The 14727-nt window shown below is 74.8% G+C and carries 17 protein-coding genes and 3 tRNA genes; 11 read left to right on the top strand and 9 right to left on the bottom strand.

The genetic code is table 11. From position 1 onward, the window contains the following. Positions 1–22 precede the first annotated feature (22 nt). Positions 23–1156: a phosphoribosylformylglycinamidine cyclo-ligase gene (gene purM / locus MT994_RS07355; RefSeq protein ID WP_354805730.1), complete on the top strand. Its 1134-nt coding sequence runs from the start codon at positions 23–25 to the stop codon at positions 1154–1156. Positions 1157–1423: 267 nt separating this feature from the next. Here purM and MT994_RS07350 read toward each other — a convergent pair whose 3' ends face one another. Continuing rightward, entirely contained in the window at positions 1424–1630 is a 207-nt protein-coding gene (locus MT994_RS07350) for a DUF3073 domain-containing protein (RefSeq protein ID WP_021482112.1), read from the bottom strand. A gap of 409 nt (positions 1631–2039) precedes the next feature. On the opposite strand from MT994_RS07350, the gene MT994_RS07345 reads away from it, so the two are divergent. Further along, the gene (locus MT994_RS07345; RefSeq protein ID WP_021482113.1) at positions 2040–2252 is read left to right on the top strand and encodes a BldC family transcriptional regulator; all 213 of its coding nucleotides are present in this window, start codon (positions 2040–2042) and stop codon (positions 2250–2252) included. Between the two features lie 280 nt (positions 2253–2532). Here the strand turns inward: MT994_RS07345 and MT994_RS07340 are convergent, their stop codons facing one another. The 5 genes from MT994_RS07340 to MT994_RS07320 all read right to left on the bottom strand — a co-directional run bounded on the left by MT994_RS07340 (position 2533) and on the right by MT994_RS07320 (position 3865). Further along, on the bottom strand, positions 2533–2841 hold the full coding sequence (locus MT994_RS07340) for a DUF3618 domain-containing protein (RefSeq protein WP_021481598.1): 309 nt from the start codon (positions 2839–2841) through the stop codon (positions 2533–2535). Then, complete coding sequence (locus MT994_RS07335) at positions 2838–3260, bottom strand: phage holin family protein (protein WP_021481597.1); 423 nt, start codon at positions 3258–3260, stop codon at positions 2838–2840. The genes MT994_RS07340 and MT994_RS07335 overlap by 4 nt, the downstream gene beginning before the upstream one ends. 173 nt (positions 3261–3433) lie before the next feature. After that, positions 3434–3506, bottom strand: a tRNA-Phe gene (locus MT994_RS07330). Positions 3507–3556: 50 nt separating this feature from the next. Continuing rightward, positions 3557–3630: transfer RNA gene (locus MT994_RS07325), tRNA-Asp, on the bottom strand. 162 nt (positions 3631–3792) lie between these two features. Beyond that, positions 3793–3865 (bottom strand) — tRNA-Glu (locus tag MT994_RS07320). A 90-nt stretch (positions 3866–3955) separates the two neighbouring features. Here MT994_RS07320 and MT994_RS07315 point away from each other — a divergent pair. The 9 genes from MT994_RS07315 (at position 3956) to MT994_RS07275 (ending at position 10979) form a co-directional block, all read left to right on the top strand. Then, positions 3956–4300, top strand: coding sequence for a metallopeptidase family protein (locus MT994_RS07315; RefSeq protein WP_074805895.1), 345 nt, complete (start codon positions 3956–3958; stop codon positions 4298–4300). Positions 4301–4340: 40 nt separating this feature from the next. Beyond that, entirely contained in the window at positions 4341–4658 is a 318-nt protein-coding gene (locus tag MT994_RS07310; protein WP_021481595.1) for a metalloregulator ArsR/SmtB family transcription factor, read from the top strand. A gap of 92 nt (positions 4659–4750) precedes the next feature. Next, on the top strand, positions 4751–5677 hold the full coding sequence (locus MT994_RS07305; protein ID WP_354805729.1) for a cation diffusion facilitator family transporter: 927 nt from the start codon (positions 4751–4753) through the stop codon (positions 5675–5677). Positions 5678–5765: 88 nt separating this feature from the next. Further along, positions 5766–6773 (top strand): UDP-glucose 4-epimerase GalE, encoded by a 1008-nt coding sequence (galE, locus tag MT994_RS07300; protein WP_144681913.1) that lies wholly within the window; start codon positions 5766–5768, stop codon positions 6771–6773. Positions 6774–6861: 88 nt separating this feature from the next. After that, positions 6862–7776 (top strand): squalene/phytoene synthase family protein, encoded by a 915-nt coding sequence (locus MT994_RS07295; protein ID WP_354805728.1) that lies wholly within the window; start codon positions 6862–6864, stop codon positions 7774–7776. Further along, positions 7773–9443: a phytoene desaturase family protein gene (gene crtI, locus MT994_RS07290; protein ID WP_354805727.1), complete on the top strand. Its 1671-nt coding sequence runs from the start codon at positions 7773–7775 to the stop codon at positions 9441–9443. Before MT994_RS07295 ends, crtI begins: the two co-directional genes overlap by 4 nt. Beyond that, positions 9440–9778 (top strand): lycopene cyclase domain-containing protein, encoded by a 339-nt coding sequence (locus tag MT994_RS07285; protein WP_031317163.1) that lies wholly within the window; start codon positions 9440–9442, stop codon positions 9776–9778. The genes crtI and MT994_RS07285 overlap by 4 nt, the downstream gene beginning before the upstream one ends. After that, positions 9775–10113: a lycopene cyclase domain-containing protein gene (locus MT994_RS07280; RefSeq protein WP_354805726.1), complete on the top strand. Its 339-nt coding sequence runs from the start codon at positions 9775–9777 to the stop codon at positions 10111–10113. Before MT994_RS07285 ends, MT994_RS07280 begins: the two co-directional genes overlap by 4 nt. After that, on the top strand, positions 10110–10979 hold the full coding sequence (locus tag MT994_RS07275; protein WP_211932145.1) for a prenyltransferase: 870 nt from the start codon (positions 10110–10112) through the stop codon (positions 10977–10979). Before MT994_RS07280 ends, MT994_RS07275 begins: the two co-directional genes overlap by 4 nt. Positions 10980–11069: 90 nt before the next feature. On the opposite strand, the gene MT994_RS07270 is transcribed toward MT994_RS07275, so the two are convergent. The 3 genes from MT994_RS07270 to MT994_RS07260 form a co-directional block, all read right to left on the bottom strand. Then, positions 11070–12518, bottom strand: a complete 1449-nt coding sequence (locus MT994_RS07270; RefSeq protein WP_354805724.1) for a M15 family metallopeptidase — start codon at positions 12516–12518, stop codon at positions 11070–11072. A 347-nt stretch (positions 12519–12865) separates the two neighbouring features. Then, positions 12866–14146, bottom strand: coding sequence for a threonine/serine exporter family protein (locus MT994_RS07265; RefSeq protein WP_354805722.1), 1281 nt, complete (start codon positions 14144–14146; stop codon positions 12866–12868). Between the two features lie 53 nt (positions 14147–14199). Further along, on the bottom strand, positions 14200–14616 hold the full coding sequence (locus tag MT994_RS07260) for a hypothetical protein (protein ID WP_034654403.1): 417 nt from the start codon (positions 14614–14616) through the stop codon (positions 14200–14202). Between the last annotated feature and the right edge of the window lie 111 nt (positions 14617–14727).

Genomic DNA, 14727 nt, shown 5'->3' with positions numbered 1-14727 from the left:
AGACACCTTTGGAGCCGACACCATGACTGCCGACTCGCCCCGCACGGGCCTCACCTACGCCGCCGCGGGGGTCGACACCGAGGCCGGTGACAAGGCCGTCGAGCTCATGAAGGACGCCGTGCGCCGCACCCACGGGCCGCAGGTCCTCGGCGGCGTCGGCGGATTCGCCGGGCTCTACGACTTCTCCGAGGTCGCGACGTACCGCCGTCCGCTGCTCGCGACGTCGACCGACGGCGTCGGCACCAAGGTCGCGATCGCCCAGGCGCTCGACGTGCACGACACGATCGGCTTCGACCTCGTCGGCATGGTCGTCGACGACATCGTGGTGGTGGGTGCCAAGCCGCTGTTCATGACCGACTACATCGCGTGCGGCAAGGTCGTGCCCGAGCGCATCGCGGGCATCGTGCGGGGCATCGCCGCGGCCTGCGAGGTCGCCGGCACCGCGCTCGTCGGCGGCGAGACGGCCGAGCACCCGGGCCTGCTCGGCGAGGACGAGTACGACGTCGCGGGCGCGGCGACGGGCGTCGTCGAGGCGGACGCCCTGCTCGGCCCGGAGCGCGTGCGCGAGGGCGACGTGCTCGTCGCCATGGCGTCGTCGGGTCTCCACTCGAACGGCTACTCGCTCGTGCGCGCCGTGCTGAAGCACGCGGGCTGGGGCCTCGAGCGGCACGTGGACGAGCTCGGCCGCACCGTCGGCGAGGAGCTGCTCACCCCGACGCGCGTCTACGCGAGCGACTGCCTCGCCCTGGCCGCCGACGACGCGGCTCAGGTCCATGCGTTCACGCACGTCACGGGCGGCGGACTGGCCGCGAACCTCGCGCGCGTCCTCCCGGCCGGGCTCGTCGGGGTCGTGGACCGGGGGAGCTGGGACGTGCCGCCGGTGTTCCGCCTCGTGCACGAGCTGGGCGGGGTCCCGCGCGGCGACCTCGAGAACACCCTCAACCTCGGCGTCGGGATGGTCGCGGTCGTGGGCGCGGACGGCGTCGACGCCGCCCTGGCGCGGTGCGCCGCGCTCGGCGTGCCCGCGTGGGTGCTCGGCACGGTCGAGGCCTTCGACCCGGACGCGGCCCGCGACCTCGCCGACGGCGACCTGGTCGCCGGCACCAAGGGCGTCCAGGCGGGCGCGGTGCGGCTCGTCGGGGACTACCGCTCCTGATCACCGCCCGGTCGGGTCGGCGCGCGGATCGCGGCGTCGGCCCGGCCAGGGCTGCTCTCCCGCGGGCGCGACGGCGCGGTGGGTCGATCCGCCGAGGACCTCGCGGTGGGATGGTCCGTCGCGGACGTCGCGGACGTCGCGGACGTCGCGGTGGGGTGATCCGTCGCGGACGCACGACGACGGCGCCACCGCCTGCGGGCAGGCGGCGGCGCCGTCGAGGTCAGGTGCGTCCGTGCGAGACGGCGGAGGGGGTGTCGCGGACGACCGTCAGCGGTCGTCGGACCAGTCGTTGTAGCGCTGGTCGTAGCGCTCGAGGTCGTCCGGCTCGGCGCCGAAGCGCGAGTCCGTCACGACATCCGTACGGCTGTGACCCGTGAGCTCCTGCTCGAGCGCACTGTAGTTCGTCTCGGGGCTGTAGTACTTCAGCGCGCGAGCGACCTTGGTCTGCTTTGCCTTCTGACGGCCGCGGCCCATGGCTCCGACCCCCTCAACGTAGAAGCGGGGCGGCAACGTACTCAGACGTGCGGCCCCGGGGTGTAGTTTCGTCTGTTCAGGGTCCAACGGTACATGCTCAGGGCCTATTCCATCCACTCAGAGCCCCTGGTCGAGCCGTGGACGTGCCTACCGTCACACAGTCTCCACCGCGCGGCCTCGCTCGGACCGGGTCCGGCGGTGCGGAGGGCCCCCGCGGACCACCTGCGGCAACGCTCTCGTATGCCGCAGGAGCGCCTATCCGGCCGATCCGACCATAGAGCGCCTAATTCACCCGTCCGTCAAGTCGCCCGAAATCCGCATGCTGCGACAATGGAAGGTACTGGCGTCGTGCTGTCGTCGTGATCCGGGGTATCTGCCGGACCAGCGCGTACCAGGAGGAGGTGTCGTGATGTCCATGCACGGGGAGTCCGAGGTTCTGCTCACGCCCGCCGAGGTCGCCAGCCTTTTCCGCGTCGACCCCAAGACCGTCACCCGCTGGGCGAAGGCGGGCAAGCTGTCGTCGATCCGCACCCTCGGTGGCCACCGGCGCTACCGCGAGTCCGAGGTCCGGGCCCTGCTCGGCGCCGCGAGCGAGCCCGCGGACGGCACCGACAAGTCCTGACCCCGGGGTCGCGCCCCGCCCACGGCCCGCGGCGCGCCGACGTGGCGGCGCGCACCCGAACGGGCGCCGGCTCGACGCGCGCCCTCTGTCGCCGCCGGCCTTGCCACCCAGCTCTGCGCGCGTGCGACGCTCCCGCACGCCGGACGCCCCGCGTCCCCGAACCCTCCCCGCGTGCCGGACGCCCCGCGCGTCGCCGAACCCTCCCGCACGCCGGAACGCCGCCGACCCCGCGTCCGGTAGATCACCGGCGCGGGGTCGACGGCGTTCGTCGACGGGGTCGCTACGAGCGGCGGCGGAGGATCGCCGCGGCCACCAGCGCGACGCCGACCACGGCGGCGCCGAGCAGCAGCTTGACGTTGCGGGACCGGTCCGGGTCCTCCTCGGGCAGCCCGTTGCCGGAGAGGAACGCCCCGGTGTCGCTCGCCGCCTGCTTCGCCTGCTGCGCGGCGGCCTTGGCCTGGACGCGCGGGTCGAGCCGCGTCGTGAGCTCGTCGATCGTCCCCGCGAGCTCCTTGCGGGTGCGCGCGATCTCGTCCTCGAGCTGGGACGGGGAGAGCTGGGGGTCGGGGGTCTCGCCGGTTCCGCTCACGGGCGCAGTCCTTCCTTGATGGTCGCGACGTCTTCCTTGATGCTCTCGACCGCACCGGTCGGCGTCGGCGGCACGCCCCGCTGGAGCTGCTTGACGCCGACGAACGCGAGCGTACCGGCGACCAGCACGAGGACGCCGCCGACGATCAGCGCCGCGAGCCACAGCGGCATGGCGGTCGCGAGGCCCTCCATGGCGGAGTGCAGCAGGAAGCCCAGGCCGTACAGCACGAGCACGCCGCCGACGACGAGCAGGCCGATGCCGATGCCGGCGTGCTTCGCCTTCGTCGTCAGCTCGGCCTTCGCGAGGGCGATCTCCGAGCGGACGAGCCGGGTCGCCTGCTCGGACAAGCGCTCCACGAGCTGTCCGACCGTCGGCTTCTGCTCCTCGGGCGGGATGCGCCCGTCGATCCAGTCGCTCATCTCTCAGCCTTTCCGCAGGTGATCCCCCACCACTCAACCGGCACCGGGGTCGGCGCGCAACTTCCCCGGGGGTGCGAGCGGTGCCCGGCGGCGAGGAGGGCCGCGCGAGGGACGCCGCGCGGGCCCGGGACGCAGAAGACCCCCGTCCGGAATCCCGGGCGGGGGTCTCTCGGTGGCTCCGACCGGCGTCGATCCGGTGACCTTTCGATTTTCAGTCGAACGCTCTACCAACTGAGCTACAGAGCCATGGGGGAAGAGCCCGGCCGGCCGATGCCGACCGGGCTCTTCGCCTCACGCGACCCTGACGGGACTTGAACCCGCGACCTCCGCCGTGACAGGGCGGCGCGCTAACCAACTGCGCTACAGGGCCTTGCTGTTCTGTGCGAGACACACCCTAACACCAGGGAACCCGGCGATTTCACCAGTGGGCCTGGTGGTGTGGTGGCCCGCATTCGAACCGAGAGGATCGTACCGTACCGGTGAGCCGATCCGTAAATCCGCCGGCGACCACCGGTCCCGACGCGATCTCGCGTACCCCCAACGGGATTCGAACCCGTGCTACCGCCGTGAAAGGGCGGGGTCCTAGGCCGCTAGACGATGGGGGCTCAGGAACGTCGGCCAGTGTACAGCGGCGCCGCCGGGGGCTCCTCGTCGGATGCGCCGCCCGCGCGGGGGAGGATGGGCGGGTGGTGGAGATGACGCGAGCCGAGTTCGAGGACGCCGTGCGCGACGGGCTGGACCTCGTCCCCGAGGACCTGGCGGCGCAGATGGACAACGTCGTGGTGCTGGTCGAGGACGACGCGCCCGACGACGACCCCGAGCTGCTCGGACTCTACGAGGGGGTGCCGCTCACGGAGCGCGACCACATGTGGGCGGCGGGCGCGCTGCCCGACCGCATCACGATCTTCCGGAACCCGACGCTGGCCATCTGCGAGACGCGCGAGGACGTGGTCGAGGAGGTGGCGGTGACCGTCGTCCACGAGATCGCGCACCACTTCGGCATCGACGACGACCGGCTGCACGAGCTCGGCTGGGGCTGATCCCGGGCGGTCCGGGCCTGCCGATCGCTAGGATCGGCGGGTGACGACGAGCGCCGCGAGCGACCCCCGGCACGACGGCGCGCACGACCACGAGGCGGTCGCGCGCCTGCTCCACGCGCTCGCCGAGCCGCGCCGCCTCGCGATCGTGCACCTGCTCACGGGCTCGGAGCGCCGCGTCGTCGACCTCACGCGCGAGCTCGGGCTGGCCCAGTCGACCGTCTCGGAGCACCTCACCACGCTGCGCGAGGTGGGGGTCGTCGCCGTGCGGCGGGAGGGCCGGTCGTCCTGGTACCGCCTCGTGCGGCCGGAGGTGGCGCACCTCCTCGCCGACGCTGAGCACGTCGCCCTCGCCCCCTGACCCCTGCGCGTGACGCGTGTCACGGCGCACCCCGCCTAGAAAACATCGGCGTTCATCGATATCATCGGTACACACCGATGAATGGAGGATCGATGGGAGCGGGTCACGACCACGGCGCAGGTGGCTTCGACGCGCCCGACCACCGCAGGCGGCTCGCCGTCGCGTTCGGCATCACCGCGACGATCCTCGCGGTCCAGGCCGTCGGCGCGGTGCTCACGGGGAGCCTGGCGCTCCTCACGGACACGGCGCACATGCTCACCGACGCGATCGGGCTGGCCGTCGCGCTGGTCGCGGCGTCGCTCGCGCTGCGCCCGGCGACCAAGCACCGCACGTGGGGCTTCCGTCGTGTCGAGGTGCTCGCGGCCCTCGCGCAGGCGGCGCTGCTCCTCGCCGTCGGCGCGTACGCCGCCGTCGAGGGCGTCCGGCGCCTGCTCGAGCCGCCCGAGGTGCCCTCCTCCGAGCTGCTCGTGTTCGGGATCGTCGGCCTCGTGGGGAACCTCGTCGCCATCGCGGTCCTGGCGTCCGGGCGGCGCGCGAACCTCAACCTGCGGGCCGCGTTCCTCGAGGTGGTCAACGACGCGCTGGGCTCCGTCGGGGTCATCGTGGCCGCCGTCGTGATCGCCACGACGGGCTACCAGCGGGCCGACGCGATCGCCGGCCTGCTCATCGCCGTCCTCATCGTGCCGCGCGCGTTCCGCCTCCTGCGCGAGGCGACGGCCGTCCTCATGGAGTTCACGCCCGAGGGCCTGGACCTCGACGACGTCCGGCGGCACATCCTCTCGCTCGACCATGTCGAGGACGTCCACGACCTGCACGCCTCCACCGTCGCGACGGGGCTCCCGACCATCTCGGCGCACGTCGTCGTGGACGACGCGTGCTTCCGCGACGGGCACGCGCTGGAGATCGTCGAGCGCGTGCGCACGTGCGTCGCCCACCACTTCCCGGTCTCCGTCGAGCACTCGACCTTCCAGCTCGAGACGGCCGCCCTGCGCGACCGCGAGGCGCACGGACACGCCTGAGGGCGGTCGGCCTGCCCCCTCGGCGCGCGACCCGGACACCCTGGGGACGGGCCGCCGCCGGGCGGGGCGCGCGCACTAGGGTGGTGCCATGACGATCCTCGTGACCGGCGGAGCCGGGTACATCGGCGCGCACGTGGTGCGCCTCCTGCAGGAGCGCGGCGAGAAGGTGGTCGTGGTCGACGACCTGAGCACGGGCCGCGCGGACCGGGTCGGCGACGCGGTGCTCGTCGAGGTCGACGTCGCGTCGCCCGAGGCCGTGGACGTGCTCACCCGCGCCATGACCGAGCACGACGTGCGCGCGGTCGTCCACTTCGCGGCGCGCAAGCAGGTGGGGGAGTCGGTCGAGAAGCCGGCCTGGTACTACCAGCAGAACGTCGGGGGCTTCACGAACCTCGTCACCGCGATGCAGGCGGCCGGCGTCGACCGCCTCGTCTTCTCGTCGTCGGCGGCGACGTACGGCATGCCGTCGGTGTCCCTGGTCGAGGAGAAGCTGCACGCCGAGCCGATCAACCCCTACGGCGAGACGAAGCTCGTGGGGGAGTGGCTCGGCCGGGCCGCGAGCCGCGCGTGGGGGCTGCGGTTCGTCGCCCTGCGCTACTTCAACGTCGCCGGTGCGGGCTGGCCGGACCTGGGCGACCCCGCGGTGCTCAACCTCGTGCCCATGGTCCTCGACCGCCTCGAGCGCGGCGAGCGGCCCAAGATCTTCGGGGACGACTACCCGACGCCGGACGGCACGTGCATCCGGGACTACATCCACGTCCTCGACCTCGCGCAGGCCCACCTCGCCGCGCTCGAGTACCTCGACGTGGACGAGCGTCCGTTCGACGTCTTCAACGTCGGCACGGGCGAGGGCTCCTCGGTGCGCGAGGTGATCGACGAGATCGGGCGCGTCAGCGGGCTCGACGTCACGCCGGAGGTCCTGCCGCGCCGCGCGGGCGACCCGCCGCAGCTCGTCGGGAACCCTCGCCGCATCAACGAGCTCTTCGGCTGGCGCGCCACGAACGGCCTGCCGGAGATCATCGCGTCGGCGTGGGAGGCCTGGCAGGCCGGGCCCCGCCGCATCGACACGACGCGCGAGGCCGCCTCCGAGGTGTGAAATCCGGCGTCCCGTGCGACCCTATATCCCTCAGCATGCTGAGGATTGACCGGGGAGGTGCCCCGGCGACGGAAGGCGGGACGACGACGTGGGCGACGAGAGCGACCCGGCACGGCTGTACGACCTGACCGCCGCACGCACGAGCCGGGTCGTGCTGGCGGCGTACTCGACCTCGTTCGGGCTGGGCGCACGCCTGCTCGACGCGCCGACCCGCGACGGGATCGACGCGGTGTACGGGCTCGTGCGGATCGCCGACGAGGTCGTGGACACGCGCCGCGGCGACGGTGCGGCAGACCTCCTCGACGAGCTCGAGGCGGAGACGGCGCGGGCGCTCGACCGGGGCTGGTCGACGAACCTCGTCGTCCACTCGTTCGCCCGCGCCGCGCGCCGCTGCGGCTTCGGGCACGACGAGGTCGACCCGTTCTTCGCCTCGATGCGCACCGACCTCACGGTGCGCGTGCACGACCGCGAGAGCTACGAGCGGTACGTGTACGGCTCGGCGGAGGTCGTCGGCCTCATGTGCCTCGCGGTGTTCCTCAACGCGCGGCGCCGCCCGGGAGAGCCGCTGCACGTCCCGGACCCGGTGCTGGTCCGGGGCGCCCGCGCGCTCGGCGCGGCGTTCCAGAAGATCAACTTCCTGCGCGACCTGCGCACCGACCACGACGAGCTCGGGCGCGCCTACCTGCCCGGCGTCGTCCCCGGCCGACTGCGCCGCCGGGACGTCGAGGCGTTCTGCCGCGAGGTGGAGGGCGACCTCGCCGCCGCCCGCGTCGCGCTCCCCGGGCTCCCGGTGCGCCCGCGCATCGCCGTGGCCGCGACCGTCGCCGTCTACGAGCGGCTCCTCGCGCGGCTCGCCGCGACGCCGCCGGAGGACATCCTGCGTGCGCGCGTGCGCATCCCGGACACGATGAAGGTCGCGCTCGCGGCGCGCGCCGCCGGCGGCCAGCTCCTCGGCCAGGTGGCGTCCGCCCGCTCCCCGCGCCCGCGGAAGGTGCTCGCGTGAGGCCTCCGCGCGTCGTCGTCGTCGGAGGGGGGATCGCCGGGCTCGCCACCGCCGCCCTGCTCGCGCGCGGCGGCGCCCGCGTCACCCTGCTCGAGCGGCACGACGAGGTGGGCGGTCGCGCGGGCACGCTCGAGGTGGACGGCTTCCGCTTCGACACCGGCCCGTCCTGGTACTTCATGCCCGAGGTGTTCGAGCACTTCTTCGGGCTGTTCGGCGCGCGCGTCGAGGACCACCTCGACCTCGTCCCGCTCGACCCGGCGTACCGGGTGTTCTTCGAGCCGGGCGCGGACGGCGCGGCGTCGACGTTCGAGCTGTCCGGCAACCCCGGGGTCAACCGGTCGCGACTCGACGCGATCGAGCCGGGCTCCGGCGGCCGGATCGCTGCGTACGCCGAGGACGCGAGCGAGGCGTACGGGCTCGCGCTCGACCACTTCCTCTACACGACGTTCGAGCGCCCCGACCGGGCGCTCTCGCCCGCGGTGCTGCGCCGGCTGCCGCGCCTGGCCGGGCTCCTGCGCGAGTCGCTCGCCGACCGGGCCGCGCGCGCCGTGCACGACCCGCGGCTCCAGCAGCTCCTCGGGTACCACGCCGTGTTCCTCGGGTCGTCCCCCTACCGCGCGCCCGCGCTCTACTCGCTCATGAGCCACCTCGACCTCGTCGACGGCGTCCAGTACCCCCGCGGGGGCATGTACACGCTCATCGAGGCCGTCGAGCGGCTCGCGCGCGACGCGGGCGCCGAGGTGCGCACCGGCGCGGACGTCGCCGGGATCGAGGTCGTGCCCGGCGGCGGTCGCCGCGGCCGGGTCGCCGGGGTGCGTCTCGCGTCGGGCGAGCTCGTCGAGGCGGACGTCGTCGTGTCGGCCGCCGACCGGCACCACACGGAGACGGCCCTCCTCGAGCCGCGCTGGGCCGACCTCCCCGCCGCGACGTGGGAGGACAAGGGCCCCGGCATCTCGGCGCTGCTCGTGCTCGCGGGCGTCCGCGGCGAGCTGCCCGAGCTCGCGCACCACTCGCTGTTCTTCACGAAGGACTGGCCCGCCAACTTCGACGCGGTGCTGGGCCCGGACCGGCGCAGCGACCCCCGCGGCCTGCGCGTGCCGGAGCCCGCGTCGCTGTACGTGTCGCGCACGAGCGCGACGGACGGGCCGACGTCGGCCGCCCCCGCGGCGCCGCCCGGCCACGAGAACCTGTTCCTCCTCGTGCCGTTCCCCGCCGACCCGGCGCTCGGCGGCGACGAGCCGTCGCAGCGCACGCTCGAAGGGCTGGCCGACCGCTACCTCGCCCAGGTGGGGCGCTGGGCGGGGGTCGAGGACCTCCCGGGGCGCGTCGTCACGCGACGGGTGCTCGGGCCGGCGCACTTCGCGACCGAGCTCTCGGCGTGGCGCGGCGGCGCGCTCGGCATGGAGCACACCCTGCGGCAGTCCGCGCTGTGGCGCCCGGGCAACGCGTCCCGCCGTGTCGACGGGCTCTACCACGCCGGAGGTGGCACGATCCCGGGCGTGGGACTGCCGATGTGCCTGATCAGCGCCGAGCTCGTCGCCAAGCGGCTGCTCGGCGAGACGTCCGCGCACCCGCTGCCCGAGCCGCTGCGGGAGGGCTTCCTCGCCGCGAGCCGCCGGCCCGAACGGCTCCGGCCGGCGGACCGGCCGGTGGCGGTCCGCCGGTGACGGGCCTCGCCTACCTCGGTGCGCTCGCGGTCTCGCTCGGCGGCCTCGCCGTGCTCGACCGCCGGTTCCGGCTCGCGTTCTGGTCCGACCCGCGGCGGGCCGCGCTCACGGTCGGGCTCGGCGTCGTCGGGTTCCTCGCGTGGGACGTCGCGGGTCTCGCGCTCGGGATCTTCGCGCGCGGGGAGAGCCCCTGGATGACCGGGCTGCTGCTCGCGCCCGACCTCCCCGTCGAGGAGGCGGTGTTCCTGACGCTCCTGTGCTACAACGCGCTGCTCGTCTGGCGGGGCGCCGAGCGCGTGCTCGCGGCCCGCCGCGCCGGGGAGGACGACGCGTGACGAACATCGTGCTCAACGTCATCGTCCTCGCGGTGCTCGTCGCGGTGTCGTGGCGCGTGCTGCGCCGGCTGCGACCCGGGCCGCTCGTGTGGACGGCCGTCGTGATGTGCGTGCTCACGCTCGTGTTCGACACGCTGATGATCGCCGCCGACCTGTACGTCTACCACCCGGACAAGATCCTCGGCGTCTACCTGTGGGGGGCGCCGCTCGAGGACTTCGCGTACGCGCTCGCCGCCGCGCTCGGGATGCCGGTGCTGTGGACGGTGCTCGGCGCCCGCGGTCGCGACCGCACCGCCGGCCGCGGGTTCGGGCGTGCCACGGAGGACGACCGGTGAAGGACGTCCTCGCCGCGTCGCGGCCCTTCTCCTGGATCAACACCGCGTACCCCTTCGCCGCGGGGTACCTCGTGGCGACCGGTGGCCGCGTCGACCTCGCGCTCGTCGTCGGGACGCTGTACTTCCTCGTGCCGTACAACCTGCTCATGTACGGCGTGAACGACGTCTTCGACTACGCGAGCGACCTGCGGAACCCGCGCAAGGGCGGCATCGAGGGTGCGCTGGCGGACCCGGCGACCGCGCGCGTCACGCACCGGCGCATCCTGCGCGCGTGCGTCGCGACCAACGTGCCGTTCCTCGTCGCGCTCCTGCTCCTCGGCGACCCGCTCGCGGGCGCGGTCCTCGCGCTCGTGGTGTTCGGCGTCGTCGCCTACTCGGCGCCCCGGCTGCGGTTCAAGGAGCGCCCGTTCCTCGACTCGTTCACCTCCGCGATGCACTTCGCCGGGCCGCTGCTGTACGCGCTCGTGCTCGTCGACGCGGACCTCTCCGCGCGCGCCGTCTGGCCCGTGCTCGTCGGCTTCGTGCTCTGGGGCATGGCGTCGCACGCGTTCGGCGCCGTGCAGGACGTGCGCGCGGACCGCGAGGGCGGCATCGCGTCCGTCGCGACGGCGATCGGCGCGCACGCGACCGTGCTCGCCGCGGCGGCGGCGTACGTCGGGGCGGCCGTCGTGCTCGCGGTGCTCCCGTGGCCCGGCGTCCTCGCCGCGCTGCTCCCGCTGCCGTACGCCCTCAACGTGCTGCGGTTCCGCGACGTGCGCGACGACGACTGCGAGCGCGCCAACGCGGGGTGGCGGGCGTTCCTGTGGCTCAACCTCGTCACCGGGTTCCTCGTGACGATGCTGCTCCTCGCAGACGCCCTCACCTGACGCGCCCCGCGTCGCCGGGCACGGACGACGACGGCCCCGGTCCGCGAGGTCGTCGCGGTGCCGGGGCCGTCGTCGTGGGGGAGCGGCTCGTCAGGAGATGTCGCCGTACTCCCAGTGCCAGGGCTCGTTCTTCGAGCCGCCGGCGCGGGCCCACTCGGGGTTCTCCCACCCGTAGGCCGGCGCGTTGGCGCGCATCCACTCGTACTGCGCGGTGCCGTAGCTCTGGATGCCGCCGCCGAGGTCGAGCGCGAGCGCCCAGCCGTGGTTCGACATGCCGGGCGGCGCCGCGAAGTAGCCGCGGGACGCCTTCACGGCGACCTGGGACGCGTACGAGCGGTACGAGTCCGTGACGGACAGGTTCGCGCCGAACGCCTCGCGGTACTTCTCGTTGAGGGCCTCGATCTGGTGGGCGGCGTCGCAGCGGAGCTGCTCGCCGGGCGCGAACGACAGCTCGCACAGCGCGCTCGCCGGGATCTGCCCGTTGCCGTAGCCCGCGGTGGACGTGGCCCACTGGTCGAGCTGGGCGGCGACCTCCTCGGCCGACGGCGGTCCGGGCACGACCTGGACGGTCACGCCCGAGCCGGCGGCGTCGAGCAGGGTCGTGAGCTCCGCGGTCAGCGCGGCGATCTGCTCCGTGCCGGCGGGAGCCGCCGGGTCCGCCGGTGCCTCGGCGTCGGCGACCGGGGCGTCGGTGGTCGCGTCCGTCGTGCCGGTGGTGAGGTCGGGCGCGTCGGTCGCGGTGTCCGCGGCCGCCGCGTCCTCCTCGGGCGACTCGGTCGCCGCGTCGGCGCCGGCCGACGGCGCGGCGGCGTCCGTCCCGGGCGTGGCGTCGTCGGGCGCCGTGGCCAGGTCCGGCGTCGCGGTGCCGAGCGTCGGGACCGCGGCCTCGAGCTCGTCGAGCGGCGTGCGGGCCGAGGACCGGCTCGCACGGTCGTCGGCGCGGCCGTCGAGCGCGGGCACGCTCGCGCCGAGCGTCTCCGCGGCGGTGAGCGTGTCGTCGGTCGCGGGCTCCTCGGTGGTCGCCGGGGCGCCGTCGTCCGGGCTCGCGAGCCCGGAGCCCGCGGGGGAGCCGAGGAGCGTGGTGGCGTCCTCGGACGGGGACGCCTCGGACACGGCCTCGCTGAGCCGCGTGCGCGCGTCCTCGATCTGGGCGACCTGCTCGGGCGTGAGCGCCGCGGCGCCCTCCCCGGTGAGGAACTGGGCCCGGACGAGCACGTCGCCCGCGGCGTCGACGGTCGCCGGGTCGGCCGTCGCCGGGGCGGCGGACGTCCCGAGGGACACGGGGGCGACCGCGGTGCCGGGGGTCGGCGCGCCGGCGGGCGCCGCCTCGGTCGCGTCGGTCGCCGCGGACGGCGCCGCGCCGTCGGCGAAGGCCGCCGCGGCGGTGCTCGCGGTGAGCGCGACGGCCGCGACGGCGGCGCCGGTCCCGAGCGTGCGGCGGCGCCGGGGCGCGGCAGAGCCGGTCCCGTGCGTGCCACGGCGGGCAGCGGAGACGAGTGCGGCGGGGAACGAGGCCCGGCGCGCGGTGTGGCGGCCCATCTAGCGCGCCTCGCCGCGGACGGCGGGGTACGCGCCGGTGGTGCCGGTCGGGGTGGACGTGAGGTGCTGTGCAGTGGTCAAGCGGACGATCCGATCATCGGGTCGTGGTCGCGGGCATCGAGCGCGGCGCGCTCCGGTCCCTGGGCACCTGCGCAGGGGAGCGCGGGGTGACCACGACGGCGTGCGGTCGGGCGGGACGCGAGCGCGCCCTCTCACCACGACGCCGACAGGCACGGTCTCGGGGTGGACCGCGGAGGCCTGTCGGCTGTTCCATCTTCAACTAGACGGACGTCCAGAGGGGTGGGCTCACGAGGGGAAGCCCCGGGAATGACGTGGGGACCGTGTGCTCAGGACGTGAAGAGGGTACGTGTCACGCGTCCTGCGTCGCGCGTGACCGCCGAGCCGACGAGCGTCCCGAGCGCGATCCCGAACACGGCGACGACCGCGTTCGCGATCTCCTGCGCGGCCTCCGGGCCCCCGTTCACGAGGTCGGAGAGACCCAGGAGGCTCAGGGCGCCGGGCACGAGGAGCCAGAACGCGGGCAGCGTCGTGACGGCCGCCGGCGGCCCGTGCCGCGAGCGCTCGACGAGCGCGGCGAGCGGGGCGATGACGAGCGCCCCGAAGAACCCGGCGAGGGGCGCCGCGGCGAGCGACCCCAGGAGCTGGGCCGCGTAGGCGCCCAGCAGCACGAGCAGGACCCAGGGAAGCGAACCGCGCGGCGACGACGCGAAGAGCATCTGCCCCAGCCCGACGGCGAGGATCCCCACCCACGGCGCCCACCACCCGAGGTGGTCGCCCTGCGGCGCCGCGACGAGCGGGCCCCCGACGGCGGCGCCGGCGACGACGCCGAACACGAGGAGCAGGAGCTGCGCGACGCCGTAGACGAGCCGGCTCGCCCCCGCGACGATCTGGTTGCTCGTCAGCTCGATCGCCGCGACGGTGAGCACCGACCCGGGCAGGAACGACACGAGCGGCGGGACGAGCACGCTCAGCGGGTCGTCGCCCAGCCACGGGTGCACCACGTCCACGGCGAGGAGCGTGACGACGAACGCCGCGACGACGGGCAGGGCGGTCGCGAGCGTCGGCCAGCGCGTGCCGAGCCAGCGCAGCGCCCCGACGAGCAGCCCGAGCGCGAGGTAGACGGGCAGGAGCGGGCCCGTCGGGTTGAGCACGAGGCCGAACCCGACGGTGAGCAGCCCGTGCCCGACGACGGTGAGCACGGGCCCGAACCGGGGCGGGCGGGCGACGATCGCGCGCAGCTGGGCCCGCGCGTCGGCGAGCGGGACGTCCGACGTGCGCAGGCGGCGCACGAGCGTCATGAGCGCCCCGATCTGGTCGAGGTTGAGACCGCTCGCCTCCGCGGCCGAGAAGTCCGCGACCGCGCCGCTCTCGGTGCTCACCCGGACGAACACGCCCGTCGGCAGGACGAGGGTGCCGACGGTCGAGGCGCCCGACCGCCGGGCGACCGCCTCGAGGTCGTCCTCGACGTCCGTGACCGAGCGGCCGGAGTCGAGGAGCGCCGTCCCGAGCTCGCGCAGGAGGGGCACGAGGTCGGGCGAGACCTCGGGCGGCTCGGGCTCGACGGCGAGGGGCGGCTCGTCGCCCAGCGCGCGCAGCACCCGGCGCACGACGCCCGGGGCACGCCGGACGTCGTCGAGCCAGGCCGCGTGCCGGCGGCGGGTCAGGGCGGGCCCTCCGTGCTCACGGCGACGAGCGCGAGCAGGGCGTCCGCGTAGGCGTCGGCCGCGTCGGCGGCGCGGTGCTCGGCCGCCTCGCCGAGGACCTCGGTGCGCACGACGTACCCGTCGGCGGTCCGTTCGAGCGCGCGGAACGTGCCGCCGAGCAGCTCGCGGAGCTGGTCCTCCAGCGGGTGCCACAGCGCGTCCTCGAGCGCGACGGAGTCGAGCGCCCACTCCGTCGTGCCGTTGAAGCCGAGCACGACGCCGGTGTCGAACTCGTGCGGCTCGATGGTCATGTCGCTCACGGTGAAGACGTCGCCGTCGGCACCGGTGGTGAGGAGGCGGAAGCGGTCGCCCGAGGCGGGGGACCACCGCACGCCCGCGTCGCGCAGGGCGAGCGCGAGCTCCCACGAGATCATGCCTGCCACGGTAGGCCCGGCCCGGCCGCCGCGCGCGTCGGCTCGCGTCCCGACCCGCGGGACGATCCGTCCCGCGCCCGCGCGCGTTCACGACCCGGAAACACCCGCCGC

Origin of the sequence: Cellulosimicrobium sp. MI9406, assembly GCF_040595865.1 — a bacterium.
Classification (GTDB): Bacteria; Actinomycetota; Actinomycetes; order Actinomycetales; family Cellulomonadaceae; genus Cellulosimicrobium; species Cellulosimicrobium funkei.
Note: the sequence above shows the minus strand (reverse complement) of the source record. Positions and strands in the feature narration are given on the sequence as shown.